At 47.0% G+C, this 19,288-nt stretch carries 18 protein-coding genes; 3 read left to right on the top strand and 15 right to left on the bottom strand.

Translation table 11 applies throughout. The annotated features are described in order from the left end of the window. Positions 1-47: 47 nt before the first annotated feature. The 3 genes from FHS16_RS25610 to FHS16_RS25600 all read right to left on the bottom strand — a co-directional run bounded on the left by FHS16_RS25610 (position 48) and on the right by FHS16_RS25600 (position 5,309). The gene (locus FHS16_RS25610) at positions 48-863 is read right to left on the bottom strand and encodes a response regulator transcription factor (RefSeq protein ID WP_183569525.1); all 816 of its coding nucleotides are present in this window, start codon (positions 861-863) and stop codon (positions 48-50) included. 27 nt (positions 864-890) lie between these two features. Then, entirely contained in the window at positions 891-2,711 is a 1,821-nt protein-coding gene (locus FHS16_RS25605; protein WP_183569523.1) for a cache domain-containing sensor histidine kinase, read from the bottom strand. 165 nt (positions 2,712-2,876) lie between these two features. Next, complete coding sequence (locus tag FHS16_RS25600) at positions 2,877-5,309, bottom strand: glycoside hydrolase family 31 protein (protein WP_183569521.1); 2,433 nt, start codon at positions 5,307-5,309, stop codon at positions 2,877-2,879. 116 nt (positions 5,310-5,425) lie between these two features. Between FHS16_RS25600 and FHS16_RS25595 the strand changes: the two genes are divergently transcribed. Then, positions 5,426-6,328 (top strand): AraC family transcriptional regulator, encoded by a 903-nt coding sequence (locus FHS16_RS25595; RefSeq protein WP_183569519.1) that lies wholly within the window; start codon positions 5,426-5,428, stop codon positions 6,326-6,328. Between the two features lie 349 nt (positions 6,329-6,677). On the opposite strand, the gene FHS16_RS25590 is transcribed toward FHS16_RS25595, so the two are convergent. The 11 genes from FHS16_RS25590 to coxB all read right to left on the bottom strand — a co-directional run bounded on the left by FHS16_RS25590 (position 6,678) and on the right by coxB (position 16,637). Further along, positions 6,678-7,985 (bottom strand): ABC transporter permease, encoded by a 1,308-nt coding sequence (locus FHS16_RS25590; protein WP_183569517.1) that lies wholly within the window; start codon positions 7,983-7,985, stop codon positions 6,678-6,680. Then, positions 7,978-8,883 (bottom strand): ABC transporter ATP-binding protein, encoded by a 906-nt coding sequence (locus FHS16_RS25585; RefSeq protein WP_183569515.1) that lies wholly within the window; start codon positions 8,881-8,883, stop codon positions 7,978-7,980. Before FHS16_RS25585 ends, FHS16_RS25590 begins: the two co-directional genes overlap by 8 nt. Positions 8,884-8,901: 18 nt before the next feature. After that, on the bottom strand, positions 8,902-9,819 hold the full coding sequence (locus FHS16_RS25580) for an ABC transporter ATP-binding protein (protein WP_246431960.1): 918 nt from the start codon (positions 9,817-9,819) through the stop codon (positions 8,902-8,904). A 12-nt stretch (positions 9,820-9,831) separates the two neighbouring features. Then, complete coding sequence (locus FHS16_RS25575) at positions 9,832-10,218, bottom strand: GntR family transcriptional regulator (protein WP_183569514.1); 387 nt, start codon at positions 10,216-10,218, stop codon at positions 9,832-9,834. 29 nt (positions 10,219-10,247) lie between these two features. Further along, positions 10,248-10,973, bottom strand: a complete 726-nt coding sequence (locus FHS16_RS25570; RefSeq protein WP_183569512.1) for a hypothetical protein — start codon at positions 10,971-10,973, stop codon at positions 10,248-10,250. A gap of 265 nt (positions 10,974-11,238) precedes the next feature. Further along, positions 11,239-11,682, bottom strand: coding sequence for a DUF420 domain-containing protein (locus FHS16_RS25565; protein ID WP_376769705.1), 444 nt, complete (start codon positions 11,680-11,682; stop codon positions 11,239-11,241). 57 nt (positions 11,683-11,739) lie between these two features. Continuing rightward, the gene (gene ctaG / locus FHS16_RS25560) at positions 11,740-12,636 is read right to left on the bottom strand and encodes a cytochrome c oxidase assembly factor CtaG (protein ID WP_183569508.1); all 897 of its coding nucleotides are present in this window, start codon (positions 12,634-12,636) and stop codon (positions 11,740-11,742) included. Positions 12,637-12,729: 93 nt separating this feature from the next. Next, positions 12,730-13,047, bottom strand: coding sequence for a cytochrome C oxidase subunit IV family protein (locus FHS16_RS25555; RefSeq protein WP_141499947.1), 318 nt, complete (start codon positions 13,045-13,047; stop codon positions 12,730-12,732). Between the two features lie 4 nt (positions 13,048-13,051). Then, entirely contained in the window at positions 13,052-13,669 is a 618-nt protein-coding gene (locus FHS16_RS25550; RefSeq protein WP_183569506.1) for a cytochrome (ubi)quinol oxidase subunit III, read from the bottom strand. Next, entirely contained in the window at positions 13,666-15,513 is a 1,848-nt protein-coding gene (gene ctaD / locus FHS16_RS25545) for a cytochrome c oxidase subunit I (protein WP_183569553.1), read from the bottom strand. Before ctaD ends, FHS16_RS25550 begins: the two co-directional genes overlap by 4 nt. Positions 15,514-15,587: 74 nt before the next feature. Further along, positions 15,588-16,637 carry a cytochrome c oxidase subunit II gene (gene coxB / locus FHS16_RS25540; protein WP_183569504.1) on the bottom strand — a complete coding sequence of 350 codons (1,050 nt, stop codon included), beginning with the start codon at positions 16,635-16,637 and terminating at the stop codon, positions 15,588-15,590. Between the two features lie 368 nt (positions 16,638-17,005). On the opposite strand from coxB, the gene FHS16_RS25535 reads away from it, so the two are divergent. Next, positions 17,006-17,734, top strand: coding sequence for a hypothetical protein (locus tag FHS16_RS25535; RefSeq protein WP_183569502.1), 729 nt, complete (start codon positions 17,006-17,008; stop codon positions 17,732-17,734). A 90-nt stretch (positions 17,735-17,824) separates the two neighbouring features. Here the strand turns inward: FHS16_RS25535 and FHS16_RS25530 are convergent, their stop codons facing one another. After that, complete coding sequence (locus FHS16_RS25530) at positions 17,825-18,799, bottom strand: aldo/keto reductase family protein (RefSeq protein WP_183569500.1); 975 nt, start codon at positions 18,797-18,799, stop codon at positions 17,825-17,827. Positions 18,800-18,954: 155 nt separating this feature from the next. On the opposite strand from FHS16_RS25530, the gene FHS16_RS25525 reads away from it, so the two are divergent. Further along, positions 18,955-19,287 (top strand): winged helix-turn-helix transcriptional regulator, encoded by a 333-nt coding sequence (locus FHS16_RS25525; protein ID WP_183569498.1) that lies wholly within the window; start codon positions 18,955-18,957, stop codon positions 19,285-19,287. Position 19,288 lies beyond the last annotated feature (1 nt).

The following is a 19,288-nucleotide window of genomic DNA, read 5'->3' as shown; positions in this document are numbered from 1 at the left end:
CCTCCCTTTTATTGTTAGCTTCATCCTTATTATGAGTGCGCTTTCTTTTATTCGCTATGCATATGATCGTGTAATGTTATGTGTTTATTTTCTCCCCGCAGGCACATCTCTCGGTATTGGCTCGGACTCAGTCCCGTCTGCTGCTTAAACAGCCGGCTGAAATAATTTTGATCAGCATACCCTACCATCTCGCCTACTTGCTTGACAGATAATTCTTGGACGGATTGCAGCAACTTCTTGGCCTTTGATATTTTCAAATGAATAATGTAGTTGGAAGGTGTCTCCCCAACGATCTTCACGAACCACTTGCTCAGGTAGGAGGAATTGAAGTTCAGCTCCTGAGCAATTTGGTCCAACCGGAAGTCATGCATATAATTTTCGTTTAGGAATAACCTGAGCATCTCAATCGAATCCTGGACGCTCACTCCCTGGGTTGCCTTGAGCACTTTCATTCGCTCAAGCACGCTGTCGCGTTCTGCATCCAGTTCGATTCTTAGCCTCATTAGACATTGATGAAGCGCTTGCAAGTCAAGCGGCTTGGATAGATAGTTCCTGACATTGTACCGAATTGCCGCACGAGCGTACTCGAAATCGTTGTAGCCCGATAGAATAACTGTACGCACCGATGAATAGTGGGCATCGATTTGCTGAACAAGCTGCATGCCATCAAGAATTGGCATTCGAATGTCTGTGAAGACGACATCGGGAAGTTCCACCCCAAGTTGATCTAGTGCTTGTCGTCCGTTCTTCGCAGTCTGTACAACCGTGAACCCCATATTCGACTGGTCCAGCTTCTTCACAATATTGTTCAGAATCATGGGCTCGTCTTCCACAACCAGTACGTTATACGTGCTGCTCCCCATCTTCCATTCCTCCTTCGAATTGTTCAGCTAATCGGATAACGGCCCACCAATCGTGATTGAAAAACCACTATCCCTCTCTTCAATAGTAAAAACCATTTGCTCGCCATAAGAGAACTTCAAACGAAAGTAAATATTCAGCAGCCCCATTCCGTCGATACTCAAGCCCGGGAATCGGTCCGTTTCCTCTAATTCGCTTATTTTCTCAACCAACAGCCTACGCTTGTCTTCCGGCATGCCGGGACCATTATCCGTCACAGTTATGAGCCATTCGTTTTCGTTCACATACCCTTTCACAAAAATTTCCCACGGCCCCTCAACGTGAATGGCATGCTTCATGCAGTTCTCAACTAGCGGCTGTATGATCAGCTTAGGTATGGGAATTCCCATCAGTTCATCTGTTATTACAATATTGTAGAGCAAATCATCCTGATAGCGGATTTTCATACACTCTAGATAAGCAGATGTATAATCGATTTCGGCACCAAGACTTACAACATTGGATTCTTCTGACGAAATGTAACGTAACATGGAGGATAGCTTCTGGCAAAGATGCAAAATTTCTTCGGACATTCCTTCTTCGGCCATAATGCTAACAGTCGTAATGGTATTAAACAAGAAGTGAGGGTTCATTTGGGATGAGAGCGCTGCTATTTTGGCTGTGATCTCCTGGGACTGCGAATACAACAACTTATCGACGGAGCTTTGTAATTTCGTTTGCATGTTTTGAAAGGCTAGATTAAGCGCCTCGATTTCGTTTATGCCGCTGTCAGTGAGGCGCTTCGGTTGGATCGTCCCGGTCAAGTCTATTTTTTTGATCGAGGAATGCAATCTGGCTATCGGCCTCGTTATTTTCTGCGCTGCGTAATAAGAGAAGAGCAGGGTAAAGACGAGTATCGCTAAGGTGATTGCCGCTGCCGTTACAGTGAACTGCCTAAGAGGCTCGAATAACTCCTTTTTCGAAATCACGACCGCCAGCAGCCAGCCCGTCTCTTCGGATAAGTGGTATGAAACCAACTCCTTCTCTCCGCTTAACGGATTGTTTATGTAAATAGGATGGCGTTCTTGACTGGCTCGCTGCTCGAAATAATAGCCTGCCGTCTTGTCCTCCCCTTCGTACGGATATAATTGATTGCCTTTGCCGTCCATGACGTAGAAGCGCTTTCTGCTTTCATTTCGATGTTCGAGATCGATCAAGCTGCTAAATATCGTTTCAGCATCCTGCTGGGCTTTAATAATCCCCTGAGCTTCCCCGAACCCTCCGAAATAAGTGCGGTACAATGAAATAAAATATTTGTCTTTGAAAAAAACAAATGATTGCGCAAGCTCTTCATCCGGCTCAGGCATACCGATGACGATTCCTCCTTCGCCTTGAATCACTTCTTCGTACCAAGACTTCGAATTTACATCCTCTTTCGTATACTTCAACAGTGCGCCGGTAGAGATACGATTTCCTTCGAAATCGTAAATCGTCAATTCCCTGACGGATTGGGTCGGCCCTATGGCTGCTACCATAATCTCGCTCAACTCCTTAATGTCCGCAATTTGATCGGCCGAATAAGAGGCTGGCTCCGTCATATCCCGACTTCCCGACAGCTGCAAGAGACGATCCTTGATGAGATTCGAATAAGCAACACTGAGCGTCACATCATCTATCTTCTGTATTTCGAGATCTAATTTATTCGACAAGCTAAGGGAGAGCTCATTAATAGACATCAGCGAACGTAGCGTAATCTGCTTTGATTCATAGAAAAAGAAAGCGCCTACATAAATAGCAGTTACAAGTACGATGATGAGGGCATATGTCATGTATAGCTGGTATCGAATAGAGCCTGTCAGTTTCCAGATCATAAGTCACCCAATCTCCAGTGGAATTACTTCCATATTAACATGGCAGATAATCGAATGACGACTGCTGTCGGAATTGTGCTAAGGAATGTTCGTTTCCATCCAGAGTTCAGCGAAAGTGCAACGCTAGCCCAACCCCCTGGCTAGCGTTACTCCTGCTATTTTCGTTTAAAAAGCAATCTCATGTTTTTTCCCAACATAATTAACTGGTTTGTCAGCAAGCGTTATGGAATGCCCATCGGCACCCGGTTCATGCAGAAGAATGGTTATGTCTAATTGAATAGGCATACCCGGATAGCTGCCCTTCCGGTCTCCAAGCGTGAACATACGCGTCTCTTCGTTCCAATCCATCGAAATGGTAGCGTACTCACCGCTCTCATAGCGGTAGTTGTCACCCTCGTCTTCATAATAGTCAAATGATGCGCTTTGGCCTCCATAGATGCGGACATACAGTCGCCCGTCCGAACGATCGTCAGCAAATTGCATTCCATTCTTCATCGGAAGAATGGAGCCTGACCGAACGAATAACGGAATACGTTCCAAGGGTGCCTCAGCTTCCAGAGTCTGGCCGCCTTCATAGACACGGTTCTCCCAAAAGTCGATCCACTTACTCCCTAGAGGCAAATAAACGCTTCTCGTCTTAAGCGATCCTTCAATGGGCTTAGAGTTGACATCATAGTACATAGGCCGAGTGACGGGATTAACGAGCAGAGCAGGACCAAACATAAATTGATCGTCAACATCGTATGTGGCGGCATCCATCCGGAAATCAAACGGCAGCGCTCGCATTATCGTGTAATCGTCCCGATAAATACGGGAGACTAAGGAGTACATATAAGGCATCAGTTTATAGCGCAGCTCAAGGAACGTCAAGAGCGCATCGTGGAAAGGCTCTCCAGGATTCCCAAATTGCCAAATTTCCCGCGGCGTATCCGTGCCGTGGGAACGGAACATCGGCAGGAATGCGGCATACTGGAACCACCGGACATAAAGTTCTCTATAACCGAGATCATTGACGCCATCGTCATAATCCCCGCTCCAAAACCATAGATCAGGCTTATTTTGAACGAAAAACCCTCCGATATCCAGAGTCCAATAGGGAGAACCCGTCGCGCAGAAATTTAGGCCGTCCGGAATTTGCTTGCGCATTGTATCCCAGTTCGCCGAGATGTCGCCGGACCAAGTGACAGTTCCATAACGATGCTGCCCGGCATACGCGGAACGTGTCAAATTAACAACTCGCTTATCTTCCGACTCCGCCCGCTGGCCTTCATAGATACCTTGGGAATGCAGCAGCGAATACGCGTTGATTAGTTCTGGATCCAGATACAACTTAGCCTCATCCGAATTAATAATCATGCGCTCCTCAGGTCCCGGCTTGACAGCTCCTTTCCAGTCAGCCTCAAACGGTTCCGTGCAATCGCACCACCAGGCATCAACGCCATTCGAAAATAAACCTTCGTTTGCCTGCTTCCAATAGATTCTCCTCGCCTTTTCCTGGAATGCGTCATAGGTGGCGCGATTGCCTAGAAGCCCGTCATGCTGCAGCATCTCCTTATGATTATCGCTTTCCGGATTCATAATGGGCCAAATCGATACCATGAGACGTGAATTCATCGCGTGCAATTGCTCCGTCATGGCAACAGGCTCTGGGAACCTGTCCGGATCCAGCGTCTTTTGGCCCCAAAGTTCCCCCGTCCAAGATTTCCAATCCAGGACAATGCAATCGAGCGGCAAGCGTCTTTCCCGATATTCCCGGACGGTGGCCACCAATTCCTCTTGCGAGGTATATCTCTCCTTGGACTGTACATATCCGAGCGCCCACTTGGGAAGCATCGGCGCTTTCCCGGTCAGGAAACGAACGCCGCTCACGATCTCATCCATTTCCGGGCCGCAGATGAAATAATAGTCAAGTTCATCATCAACCTCGGAAGACAGATAGGAGCCGAACGCGTCATCATGGAACATGATCAGTGAGTAACTATCGAGGAAAATACCGTACCCTCTCGTCGAAACTAGAATGGGTACAACTGCTTTCATATTCTGTTGATACAAATATTGATGCTGACCTCGCAAATTAAACATGCCTTCCTCGTGAGAGCCCAATCCGTACAACGCTTCTCCATCCGCCCATTCGAATTCAAGCTTCGTGCGGTATGCCTTGCGATCGAACGTCTTCCGGATATTCTCAGCTCTAACCCTCAGTCCGTCTGCTCCCTGCCCTGTATCCAAATTCGACGACTCGTCGAACACTGACTTGAAGACGTCTACCGACTCCAGCGTCTTACCGCCTCGCGCAGGCTCACTCGTCAACAAGCAGCCGCCCGCGTCGTAATAAGAAAATGAACCTGATTGTTTATTTATTCGAATATTCAGCTGAGCCGTAAGAAAAACAAGCTCATCTCCACGATCCTCCAGATTGTAAGAGGTTTCGGCATCCGGCTCCCCCACTACCGCCATGCTTGCTTTGGTGCTGAAATCTGCTTCCTTCGTATACTGAATTCGAATGACTTTGTCGTTGTATGGCATGATCCTCATTCTTCCGTCACCCATTTCAATTACCAGAGCTTCAGGCAACTGCTTGTAATCCAAGATTGGCATTTCAAACCCTCCCGTTATATAATTTCAGACAATTATAATGATATTGATTTTTTGAATTAACTTCTAACTCAATTTTGCTTATAATTGACTCAATATTGATATGGAGGCGATTTACTTTGCTGGAATACCGTCTTTTGGAAAAAGTGCCGCACGGCTCCTCAGGCTTTCCTTTCGCCGTCTATAACGTGGATTACTGTTTGGGTAATCAGCAAATCCTTCCGATGCATTGGCACAAAGAGATTGAACTGATTCATATAAGAGCGGGACAAGCCGTTTTCTCCGTGAATCATTCCGAGATTCCCGTGCAAGCTGGAGATTGCCTAATCATTAATTCGGGAGAGCCCCACAGCGGCTATAGCGATGCCGAAACGGGTTGCTCCTATACAGCCATCGTATTCAAGCTGTCTTGGCTATCCGCCCTACATCCCGATTTATGTCAGGAGCAGTACTTGAATCCGCTTCTTAGGGGGGAGATGCTGTTCCCTCCACTGCTATCGGGACAACGAGCTCAGGATCGACCCGTGATCAATAAAATTGAAGATCTGCTTATGGAATACCATAACGGGCATGACGGATTTCAGCTTTGCGTAAAGGGGCGGCTTTATATGCTTCTCGCGGCTCTCTACCCGAAATTGATTCCAAAACACCTTTACGAACGCTCCAATCCGTTAAACGCGCACAAGTGGAAGAATATGCTTCAAGTGTTGGAGTACATCGACGAAAACTACAAGTCTCCGCTCACGCTCAACGACCTGACGGCCATCGGCTCCATATCGTCGTCCCATCTGTGTCGGTTATTCAAAGAACTGACAGACATGAGGCCTATGGAATACATTAATCTGCTCCGCGTCAACAGTGCCGCGCTCATGATACAATCCGGCTCCTGCAGCATGTTAGAAGCAGCGCTCGAGAACGGCTTTCAGCATCTGAGCTATTTCTCAAAACAATTTAGGAAATATAAAGGGATCTCTCCGTCGAGATTCAAACGACTGAAAGGGAACGCTACTTCCCCGTACTGACTGCATGAGTGGGAGCATCAAACGCTGTCAATTGACTTAAGCAGCTATCCCAATTCTCTTTTGCTCAGCAAGCCTTCAATCTCAGTGGGGGATCTAGCCCTGCTAAAAGTATAAGTTCTGAAGACTTTATCCGGCTTTTACTCCTATTCCTTATTATCCGTTATTATCCGTACCCTGATTGGTTGTACCTAATACCTAGCTACAAATAATTTCGTCCCTCTGAAAACATTAATAAACCTATATATAAATACTAAAAAGCCAGTCAGATCAGAGAACTGATCTAACTGGCTCGAAAATAAAGTCTCATTCTTCGTAACTATTACTCCCACACAAATCGTCCAAAATCCCACTAAATCTTATAAGCCTTCATCGCCTTGCGAAGCTCCTTAAACGTAGGTCGCTTGCCGTACATCAGTACACCTGTGCGATAAATTTTCGCCGAAACCCATACCGATGCGTAAATCGTTACGAGCAGCAGCCCGATCGAGCCCAGCACCTGCCACATTGGCGGATCGGTCAAGCCCAATCTTAGCAGCATAACGAATGGCGAGAAGAATGGAATGAACGACGAAATCTTAACCAGCATGCTGTCCGGACTTGAGATACTGAAGATGGCGATGTAGAAGCCAGCCAGCGAGAGCATCGTGATGGGCAATACCGCTTGACCCAGATCCTCGGTGCGGCTGACGATTGAACCTACCGCAGCGAACAAGGTTGCAAACAGGAAGTAACCTGTCAAATAGAACAGGACGGAATACATGAGAAGCATCGGATCGATCTGAGACAGATCGATATTGAATTTCACAAGCATTTCGTTATTGTGCGGCAATTTTATATTAATGATGATAACAAGTACATAAACCGTGATTTGGATCAATCCGACTAAAAACATGCCGACGATTTTGCCGAACATTTGCTTAAGCGGGGAAACGCTTGTAATGAGCAGCTCCATTACGCGCGAGCTTTTTTCTGCCGTAATCTCAGATGCAATCATTTGACCCGTAATCATAATGGCCATGAACAATAGAATGACGATAAAGTACACAAGTCCCATATTAACGGCTTGCTCTTCCGGCGTTTTGCCTTCACCGAGGTTGCCTGCGCCTTCCGTAGCCGAGATCTGCACCGATGCAATTTCAATCGGCGCATTCAACAACGCCAACTGCTCGGAGCTCAAACCTGCATCCTTTAGGACGGTTCCCTGGCGAATGACTTGCAAGCCATTTTGGATAGAGCTCGTAAGCTCGAATGCAAGCATTTTTTCGGATTTATATGTCATTTCCGGGAAACCGCTATCTGTCATTTCACCAAAAGCTAGATAGCCTTTAATGTCTTTATCCGTAATAGCCTGCTTCAGCTGCTTCTCATTCTCGGCTTCTGAGCCTTTGTCTTCATAAGATACCAGCTTTACGCCTGGCTTCTCCTGTGCTTCGAAATAAGCTTTGAGCTGGTCGCCTGTCGCCGAGCCTTCTGATTGCGCCGATTGAACATAACCGATGCTCGTGACCTTATCGCCGCTGTTGAATTGCGAGAATATATAAGGCAGGTTAATACCGATCGTAATAATGAGAGCAATGATAAGCGTTGTAATCAAAAATGCTTTGCCTCTGAATTTATTCTTTAACGTAAAGCCAACTACGGTCCAAAAACTATTCATGGCTGTCACCACCTACTGTTTTAATGAAAATTTCGTTTAATGTCGGTTCTTTGATCTCAAACCTCGAAATATTTGTTTGTTTGAGCGCATGATGGAGGATGTCCATGCCTGCCGCTTCGCTTGCGATGCCTACCTCGTAGCCATTCTCATGGCGAGTCACCTGCGTAACTCCCTTCAGGCTCTCAAGCCCGGACACTTCCTTATCAGTGCTAAGAATAACGCGCTCTTTAGGAAACTGTTTTTTGATGTCTTTCAAATTGCCTTTCAGCACGACATTTGAACGGTGCAGGATCGTAATATTTCGGCACAGCTCCTCTACATGCTCCATCCGATGCGTCGAGAACAAGATGCTGCTGCCTGAATCCCGCAGCTCTTTGACCGTCGATTTCAACAATTCCACGTTGACCGGATCGAGACCGCTGAAGGCTTCGTCCAAAATGACAATTTTCGGAGAGTGGATAACGCTTGCGATGAATCCAATCTTCTGCTGATTTCCTTTAGACAGCTCCTCGACCCGTTTGTTGTAATACTCGGGTACATCAAAGCGATCTAACCATTTCTTCAAGCTTTGATCGGCATCCTTCTTGGACATGCCCCGCAGCTGACCCAAGTAGATTAGCTGGTCGCTAATGCGCACCTTTGGATACAAGCCTCTCTCCTCCGGCAAGTAGCCTAGATTGCGAAGCTGCTCCTTGCTGTAGGCTTTCCCGTTGTACAGGATATTTCCTTCGTCCGGGTAAATTAGGCCAAGCACCATCCGCATCGTAGTCGTCTTGCCGGCTCCGTTCGCGCCAAGCAAGCCATAGATTTCTCCTTCGCTTACCTCGAAGCTGATTCCGTTGACGGCTGTTTTATCCCCGTATTGTTTGACGACTTTTTCTACTCTTAATGGATGCATTGTATTGTTCCTCCTCTATTAGTTCCTTCTTGAATGCAATCGGTCCTGCTGCAGTAACGCGCTCATGATTTCATCAAGCTCCAGCGCCTGTCTGCTGACAATCTGGTATCCCTCTGCGGCGCACCATTCCTCTGCTTCGGCAGCTTTGTTCGTCGTAATCCGGAAGGTTGTCGCCCCAGCATGCTCGACTCCGCATTGTCCAGGCAGCTCGGCTGCTTTCTTCGCCGTTAGCTCCGCCCCGCTAACGAACAACGTGAACCAGCTGCTGAACAGCTCATCCTTCTCATACATCCCAAGCACCCTGCCCTGCGCCATAAAAACAATGTAATCGGCAAGCCGCTTTACTTCTTCAATGATATGGGAAGTCATCAGAATCGTACGATCTCCTCGATCCATGTAACGGTGAAGCACCTCAATCATCGTTTTCCAGGCAAGCGGATCAAGTCCTGACGAAGGCTCATCCAGAAGGAGCAGCTCCGGTCCATGCGCCAGCGCCAGCGCAAATTCGAATTTGCGCCGCATTCCTTTTGACATTTTGCCTAGCATAAGATGATCCTCCACCTCAAGGATATGCAGCAGCTCCCGGTAACGATTAATATCCCAGTCATCGTACCAGAACCGGTGAAACTCCGCTTTGGCGGCACCAATCATATTGTTCTCATGGGAGGAGGATTGATCATGCAAGTATCCGATCCGTTTCTTCAGCTCAGTGTCCATTCCTTGATTGACATTGCAGCCAAGCAGCTCGATTGTCCCTTTATCCGCTTTATCCAGATCAAGCATCAGTCGGAACGTCGAGCTTTTGCCGCAGCCATTTGGTCCAACAATAGCTGTAATATATCCTTTTGGAATACTCATATGAAGCGGACCAAGCTTGAAATTCGAACGGCTCTGCTCTACGCCGTCTAGTTGAATAGCCAACGTCTCGTTCATCATCATGTCCCTCCGTTAATCATAATGTTTCGACAAAGCTTCCTGGAATATCGCCTTCAGCTCTTCCTCCGTACACTGCACGCGCTTTGCGGCAACGACAGCCTGCTCCAATGCCTCAACGACTGCAGCAAGCCGGTGCCGGTCTCTCTCTTGATCGCCTACCTGCGCTACGTAGGTCCCCGTCCCTTGCCTCGTCCGAAGCAAGCCTTCAGCTTCCAAATCGTTATATACGCGCTTCACTGTAATAACACTGCATTTGACTGTTTGCGCAAGCTCTCGTATGGACGGAAGCAGCATCCCTTCCGCCAACTGACCGCTGACAATTAAAGCTCTTAGTTGAACTTCAATTTGATGGTAAAGCGGCTCAGCACTTTGTTCATTGATCTGTATCGGCAGCCGCATAAACCTCACCTTCTTCCATTCCCAATTAACTATGCCCGATAGCTACGGCTCTCCAGTCGATTCTCAATCCGATTGACCCCAATCAATATGGCTGCCACACAAACGACAAGGGCTATGATCGGCAACCACCAGCTTCCGTCCTCAATTGCGTGTAGGGAAGAAGCAACCATAGTCCCGCCATTAAATGTAGCAAAGCATACGGTGACGATCAGCAGTAAGGCGATATAAATGAGATTGGAGAAAAAATAGATTTTACCCGAATGACCGATCTCCCAGTATACATAGATAATGGCTATTGTAAGCGAGTAACCGAACCAAAACACTGCGTATTGAATAAAGGTTACAACCGATAGATCCGCTCCCATGCTTCGCACTAGTACGAACTGCAAAATAAAATAGACGAGATGGGCACAGAACAGAACGACGCTCAACTGTATAATTCGGCCAAGTGCGATTTGCCTCGATGAGATCGGCAATATGCGCCATAATGCCATTTTTCTTGTATACGAATCTTCTTTCCAGTAACGCATCATCGTTTGATTAATAACAAAACCAAGAATAGGCAAGAAAGTAAGATATAAAAAGTCCGTCGCCCAATTCATCATTTGGTTGCTATCTCCAATAAGAACGCTATTCATCATTGGAACCGTAAATAACAATAAGTATCCGACAAACAATAACGTGAACAGGCTCTTCCATCCATCTCTCGCAAGCTCATGCTTCGCCAAATACCATGCGCCTTTCCATAATCCCATAGCACTCGCTCCCTTCAATGCTTACTCTCTATACTGTATATATCCTTATACACAGTATATTCACTGTATACACAGTTGTCAACCCTTACCATAAAAAAGAAACGGCTTCGCCGTCCTCTGCTAGAGGATGGTATCCGTTTTTCTCGTAGACATAGAAGATTACTTTATCGCCTGAAACGCATAAGTCTTAGCTTAAAAAAAAGAGCTATGCACTCGAAAGATTGCTCTTTCGCATGCATAGCTTCTAAGGTGTATCCATTCATGCTTATCCAAAAATCGCATCAATAACCGGCTTCGTATGGCCGCCTGGGTACATGAGATACAGCAACACATAAACCATTGTGCCTGTAATCGCAGTAACAAACCAAATCATCGATGTTACCTTGCCCCACTTGCGATGCTTCGCAAACTTTTTCTTATAACCAAGCGTTAGCGTCGTAATGCCGAATACGGCAGCTACCGTAGCAAGGACGATATGGAATAAAAGGAAAACGAGGTAATAAGGCTTCAAGCCGTCTGGCCCGCCCCATGATGTATTGCCGACGAATATCGTCCGCGACACATACACGATGAAGAAGATCGTAGCAGATACCGCTGCATAGAACATCACCTTCTGATGCTCTTCCAGCCTGCGCTTAATTGCAAGACTCCAGCCTACCCCTACTAGAACGGCACTCAGCACGATGAAGAAGGTACTGATCGTCGGCATAATATTATAACTGTTCAACGTTACCCCACCTATGATTAACAAAATGATAAGTACGTCCTAAGCCGTACCGGTATTCGTATTCGGCATATCATCTTCTGTATGCTCACGTTTAAACCATTGCTTGAAAATATAGACGAGGATTACCCCGTACATAATTTCCTGTACGAACTTCATCACAATACCGCCAAGCTGTTGGTCCTCAACGACATCCATCAAATTGAAAAATTGCGGTCCGCTAAAGCTGTCCAGCAGCCTCGTCGGGTCACCCGACACGCAATATCCCATCGCGGTTACCCAAACATTAGGATCGCTATAGATCGCATACATAGACGTTTTGGCGAAAATAATAAGTGCGCAGGCCGGTGTAAGCAGCATGCCGTTCGCGAATACATACGCCATCCGCTTCAAATCGGTCAGTCTAGCCCACTCCGGAACTGGAACTGTAATCTGCCACCACATCATAAAGGACGTGATTAGGAGAATCAAATAATAAAGACGATGCACGGCGAAGTGCGTCATCACATAGTCATGGACAACAGGGACATGATAAACAGAGAACAACACATTAAATAACACAAGACACATAATCGGATGCATCATAAAGCTTAATTTCCGCCAGAAAGGAGCGGAAAACATTTTGACCCACAAAAAGCTTGGTATTCCTAGCAGAACGAGCGGTGGAACGACTAAATAGGAAACAGACATATTGATCATATGAAACGTAAACATGAGATGGCCTAATAGATTAAAAGGACCACCGTGGACCAAATATAACATAACGGCAGCCGAAACAAACATCGTTCTCTGCATTGCTGTCGCAGCAGGTGCTTGCGGAGCATGCTTCTCGCGCCATGGACCGATCAAATAGAAATATAGAATGACAATGGCAGCCATTCCGAATAGAAACATCGGGGTCCACAATTCCTCGAAGCGGAAATATTGTAAGCCAAGCATCGTGGAAGCTCCTTTCAATTACGCTAGCCTTTTTTTAGAAAAGAGGAGGGACCCAAGCCTCGGGACCCTCCTCTCCTCCATCAAAACAATGTATTACCACCAAGCCCAATATTCAGCCATGATTACACATGTGAATACGATGAAGACGCCTGTCAGAATGCCGATAATGGCGAATGTATGACCGCGATCCTTCATATGCATCCAGAATGCCATCTGAACGAATACTTGAAGAACGGCTAAACCAATCAAAATAATGTAAATAAAGTCTTTGTTGATCTCGCCGCTGATTACAGTCGCGAATGCGATAAACGTAAGCAGGACTGAGAAAATAAACGCGATGATATGCTTCTTAGGTCCTTCGACCTTATGACGCTTGGGGCTTTCCTCTGTGGCTGTTTGATTGCTTGCCATGGAATTAAACCACCTTTCCCATCAAGTAAACGACGGTGAAAATGAACACCCATACAACGTCGATAAAGTGCCAATACATACCGGCTACATATACCTTAGGTGCGGTAACGACAGTCAAGCCTTTTCTTGCAAGCTGAATGATAATTAACGTAATCCAGCAGATACCGAACGCAACGTGCGCGCCGTGGAATCCTACAAGCGTGTAGAAGGAAGAACTGAACGCGCTTGTCGTAAAGCCATGGCCTTCATGCACGTAATGCACGAACTCATAAATTTCAAGTCCAAGGAAGGCTGCGCCTAGCACTACGGTAATAATGAGCCAGTTAATGAGCGCCTTCACTCTATTCGTATGCAAAGCATGAACAGCGAATACGCTCGTTAAGCTGGAAGTCAGCAACAAGGCTGTTGCAAGCGCAACTAGCGGAAGCTGAAACAGCTCATGTGCTGGCGGTCCGTCAAGCACTTGGTGGCGGAGTGCAAGGAACGCTGAGAACAGCGTTCCGAACAATACCGTTTCTCCACCAAGGAAAAGCCAGAAACCTAATACTTTATTGCGTCCCTCGAGGGTCGCCTTTTCGGGCTCATGAGGCAATTGCCCCTCTACATGCGAATGCGCGCTCATGCTTTCCCCCCCAAATCTCTAAGGATTTCTTCTTCTTCAATGTGGAAGCCGTGATCATCGATTACTGAACGAAGGAACATGCAGCCAAACACGATCAGCAAACCGACAATTCCTACTGCGTAGCCTGTTTTGAATGAACCGAACAGGTTGCCCCAGTCGTGGGAGTACATGAATCCAAGTCCTGCAATAAACAATCCCAGACCCATGAAGAAAGGCAGGATCGAAGGCGATGGCATATGGATTGGACCAATTGGTTCCGCAGGCGTCATGCCTTTATGTCCATCTGTTTTTTCTTTCCAGTAAGCATCGTAACCGCGTACCAGCGGAGTTTGTGCAAAGTTATACTCTGGTGGCGGGGACGGAATTGTCCACTCAAGCGTACGGCCATCTTCCCACGGATCTGCTGGTGCGTTTTGCGGCTTGAAGGCCGTAATGACAACGTTGAGCAGGAAGAAAATTGTGCCGAAGCCCATCAAGAATGCGCCGACTGTACTAATCATATTCATTTCATTAAAGCCGAGACCGTCCAAGTATGTCCAAATACGACGCGGCATACCGAGCAAGCCAAGGAAATGCTGAATGAAGAATGTTAAATGGAAACCGATAAAGAAAGTCCAGAACGTCAGCTTGCCAAGTCCTTCATTAAGAACGCGTCCGAACATTTTTGGCCACCAGTAGTGAAGGCCAGAGAAAATACCAAGAATCAATCCGCCTACGATAACGTAGTGGAAATGCGCTACGACAAAGTAGGAATCATGATACTGGAAGTCTGCAGGGGCTGCTGCAAGCATAACGCCTGTAACGCCGCCCATAACGAAGGTTGGGATGAAACCGACTGCGAACAAATTCGCAGTAGTGAATTTAATGGAGCCTCCCCACATCGTAAACAGCCAGTTGAAAATTTTGATACCTGTCGGTACCGCGATTAGCATCGTTGCAATGGAGAACAGCGCATTCGCAACCGGTCCAAGACCAACTGTGAACATGTGATGCGCCCAAACCATGAAGCCCAAGAAGCCGATCAGGATTGTAGCGAATACCATCGAGCTGTAACCGAACAAACGCTTGCGTGAGAACGTGCTTATTACCTCGGAAATAACGCCGAAGGCCGGCAGGATGAGGATATAAACCTCAGGATGCCCGAATATCCAGAAAATATGCTCCCAGAGAACTGCGTTGCCGCCGCCCGAAGGATCAAAGAAGTTTGCGTCGAACAATCTGTCGAACATCAATGCCGCAAGACCAACTGCAAGAGCAGGGAATGCGAACAGGATAAGCGCAGACGTAATGAATGCTGTCCAAGTAAACATCGGCATCCGCATAAATGTCATGCCTGGAGCACGCATGTTAATAATTGTTACGAGGAAGTTAATACCCCCGATTAGCGTACCGATACCGGCAATCTGCAAACCGAGTACATAATAATCGACACCATGGTCGCCGCTGTAGGTGGTGCCAGCAAGCGGAGCATAGGATGTCCAGCCTGCATCAGGAGCGCCGCCAGTGAACCAGCTTACGTTAAGCAGCACGCCGCCGAACAAGAATGTCCAGAAGCCGAGTGAGTTAACGAAAGGGAACGCAACGTCGCGCGCGCCGATCTGAAGCGGTACGACCGCGTTCATTAAGGCGAACAAGAGCGGCATGGCCGCAAGGAAGATCATTGTTGTACCGTGCATCGTAAGCAGCTCGTTGTATGTATCCGCGCTAACGAAGTTATTAAGCGGCTTCCATAATTGAACCCGGATCAAGATCGCTTCCAAACCGCCGACAAGGAAGAAAAAACCGCCGGCGATCATATACAATATTCCGATTTTTTTATGGTCAACCGTAGTCAGCCAGTCCATCAGACCGCTGTAACGCTTGACCGTATGCGTATGCGCATGAGCCAAAGTAGGTACCTCCTTCAATCACCGATAAATTATTGTTCGTAGTTAAGCTTCAGTTCTGATAAATATTTAGCAATACCTTCAAGTTCTTGGTCAGTTAGATCAATTTTACCCATTTGGTTCCCCGGTTTAATCTCATCCGGATTTTTGATCCAACGGTGCAGGTTGTCATAAACTGAACCTTCATTGGAATATTGCGGATCATCGGTGTTGACAAGGATACCTCCGACAGTCTCACGGCTACCGATACCTGTTAGGTTAGGATAAGCCGGTCCGCCAAGATCGCCAACTGCGTGGCATGACAGACATTTGCTTTCAAAAGCTTTTGCGATTTCAGGATCGCTTGGCAAAGCTACAGGCTCTTGAAGCGCTGCTACCCAGCGATCAAAGGAGGACTCGTCCACCGATTTGACCTTAAAGTCCATCAATCCGTGGGAAGGTCCGCAAAGCTCGGCGCATTTCCCTAAGTAAACGCCTTCTTTTGGTGCCGAGAAGTACATTGCATTTACGTTAGCACCTGGGTTTGTATCGATTTTACCAGCAAGCGATGGAATCCAAAACGAGTGAAGCACGTCTGCGGATTTCGCTTGAACCGATATCGTTTTCCCTTTTGGAATAATAAGTTCCTGCGCTGTTTTAATACCGTAATCAGGGTATTCAAATTCCCACCAGTATTGGTGTGAAGTTACGATAACCTGAACCGCTTCTGGATCTTTACTGTAATCTTTGGCTAAGTTAAACACGGATTGTACGGTCGGTACACCCAAAATGATAAGCATGATGATCGGAATAACTGTCCAAATGATCTCAAGCTTATGATTCCCTTCCACTTGCTTAGGAATCGTGTTGTCTCCCCGACGCCTGCGAAACCGAATAATAACATACAAGGAAATCCCGAATACGGCAACAATCACGATTAACATGATTCCAATTGCCAGCTTCATTAGTCCGAATTGCTCTTCCGCTACAGGTCCCTGAGGATTCAGCGTCGACAAATCGCTCCGCCCGCAAGCCGCTAGCACCAATACCATCATGGCCATAAGCGGCGCAAGCCGTTTTACAAATCGCCACCGTTTCATCATTAATCAACCCCACTTTTGACGTTTTCGCAGCTGCCTGATTTTCACGTGGCATGCGGCTGGCTGCGTGTTTCACAGATGTTATTACAACTCCTGCAACTTAAATCACTTTATTAAATATAAAGTTGAAGCCCCTATTTGTCAATGTTCCACAGAGAGTTCACAAATTGTTCTCAAAGCTGTCAAAAACGCATCAATTCAACGTTTTTTCCTTTGCATGATCGTTGTGTTCAGCCCCTCTGCATGGCTTTCTCTCTATCCTACATTGTGCACCAAACCCATGGTCAATTATGTATGCTCCCGCAAACGTATATTTACGCTCCCTCGGCAGAAGCTAATGCTATTATCGTATGAATGGGGGTCCACTTGAAATGGTGAAAAGAATAGCCTCATTATTACTGTCCGCCGTACTCTTAGCGGCTGCGACAGGCTGCAACTACGAAGAGCTTGCCCAGCATAGCGACACCGATTACGGAAGCCGACAAGCAGGCGATCCCAAGATGCTGAGCGGGAGAGCTTACGGACCAGTGTCTGGAAACAAGCATCAGCATGATAATTCCTTTTTCGAATACAGCTCCGTCATCTCGCGAAAAGTTACTGATCTTAACGGCATCGCCTCCGCAATCGTTATGCTTACCGATAAAAACGCATACGTAGGCCTCATGCTGGATTGGACAGCAGTTGGCACGCGCAATTCCGGCGGCAGAAGCGAGCAGGACAACACCGGCACTAACGAAGGGGTATATAATCATGATACTGGAAGTCCTTACGGCAACAGCCGCGCGCTTGTTTCCCCTTACAATTCCTATTTCTCAGTGAATGATATTAACAACCTGTCGGATGAGCTCAAGCAGACTGTTGCGCTCCGGGTACGCGAGCTTGCGCCCGCCGTGCAGGAGGTTCATATTTCCGCGAATATGGAATTCATGAATTATTTCAATGAGTTTGCCAAAGAAGCATGGGGCGGAAGGTCGCTCATGCCTTGGATTGATCAGTTCAATACGGTCGTGAAATACCATTTTGCTGGCGGAAAAGAAATGCCTGCTCCGATTACGCAGCCCGGCACCTACAGTCCATCTGAGTCCCAAATGGACCAATAAAAAAATCTCTTCTATTATATATAGCAAAAAAGGCTCTTCTGGCGAAGAGCCTTTTTTTGCTATCCATTGTTGGCGCAGCCGCTTATCCAATTAACGAGCTGGCGCGAAGTCTTTTACCTCTGCCAGAATGTTCTCGACCTGGGCAAGCAGCTCATCGGTCAATACAAGATCAACCGCCTTTATATTTTCTACAATTTGCGCTGGACGGCTGGAGCCTATGATCGCCGAGCTGATGTTAGGCTGGCGAAGCACCCATGCAAGCGCAAGCTGAGATAAAGTAGCATCTACTGTTCCAGCTAGCTGCTCCAGCTTCTGAGTTACCTGAAGCACATCCTCACGCAGGTAGCTGTTAATGACGCCATTCGTCTTCTCATTGGCGGCTCGGCTGCCGGCTGGTGCAGCTTGTCCCGGTTTATATTTGCCGGTCAATACGCCTTGAGCGAGCGGAGAGAAGACGACTTGCCCCATGCCTGCTTGCTCGCTAGCCTGAACAACGCCTTGCTCGATATATCGCTCGAACATGTTGTATATGGGCTGATTAGAGATCAAAGGGCGAAGATTAAGCTCTTTGCTTATTCGCGATGCATCCGTAATTTGTTCAGCCGACCATTCGCTAATGCCTGTATAAAGAACTTTACCCTGCGCTGTCAAATCATCAAGTGCGCGCAGCGTTTCCTCGACTGGCGTGTCCGAATCAAAACGATGGCATTGATAGAGATCAATATAATCGGTGCCCAATCTCTTCAAGCTTGCTTCGCATTGCTCCATAATATGTTTTCTAGACAAGCCCCGGTCATTCGGTCCGGAACCCATCGGGAAAAACAGCTTGGTTGCGAGCACGTAGCTGCTGCGCGTATAGGCTCTCAAAGCTCCGCCCATTACTTTCTCTGCTTCACCATTATTGTAAGCGTTAGCAGTATCGAAAAAATTAATGCCAAGCTCGTAAGCTTTATGAATGCATGCTTGTGCCGTTTCTGCTTCCGTTGCGGTTCCGTAAGTCAACCAGCTGCCAAGTCCAAGCTCACTCACTTTAAGACCGCTATTGCCTAGCTTCCTATATTTCATCGCCAACACTCCTCTTCTACTCTTCCAGTCACTCTCAAGTAGTAGTCTATAGCAGTTTGTGTTTTAATGTAAGTAGTGAATGTTTTTTCATTTTATTATCTTTAGTATATATACTATACTTGTTTTTAGTAATGAGCGAAAAGGGGTATGAGGTTATGAGCGTACACAATTACATCCCGAAAGAGCCGGTAAGCATTGAATGCAATATCGAGAAAACGTTGGATGTTATCGGAGGCAAGTGGGCATTTCTTGTGCTGAGGGAGTTGTTTTGCGGAACCAAACGATTCGGAGAAATCCAAAAGCTTATTCCTGCCGTAAGCCCTCGCGCCCTGACAAGCACGCTTCGCCATTTAGAGGACAAAGGCGTGCTTGAACGCAAGGTTTTTCCTACGGTACCTGTCACTGTTGAATATACGTTAACGCCCAAAGGCGAGGATCTCCATCACATCCTGAAAGAAATGAAGCTGTGGTCGGCTAGATGGACGTAGC

The organism is Paenibacillus endophyticus, from assembly GCF_014192395.1.
GTDB lineage: Bacteria > Bacillota > Bacilli > Paenibacillales > Paenibacillaceae > Pristimantibacillus > Pristimantibacillus endophyticus.
Note: the sequence above shows the minus strand (reverse complement) of the source record. Positions and strands in the feature narration are given on the sequence as shown.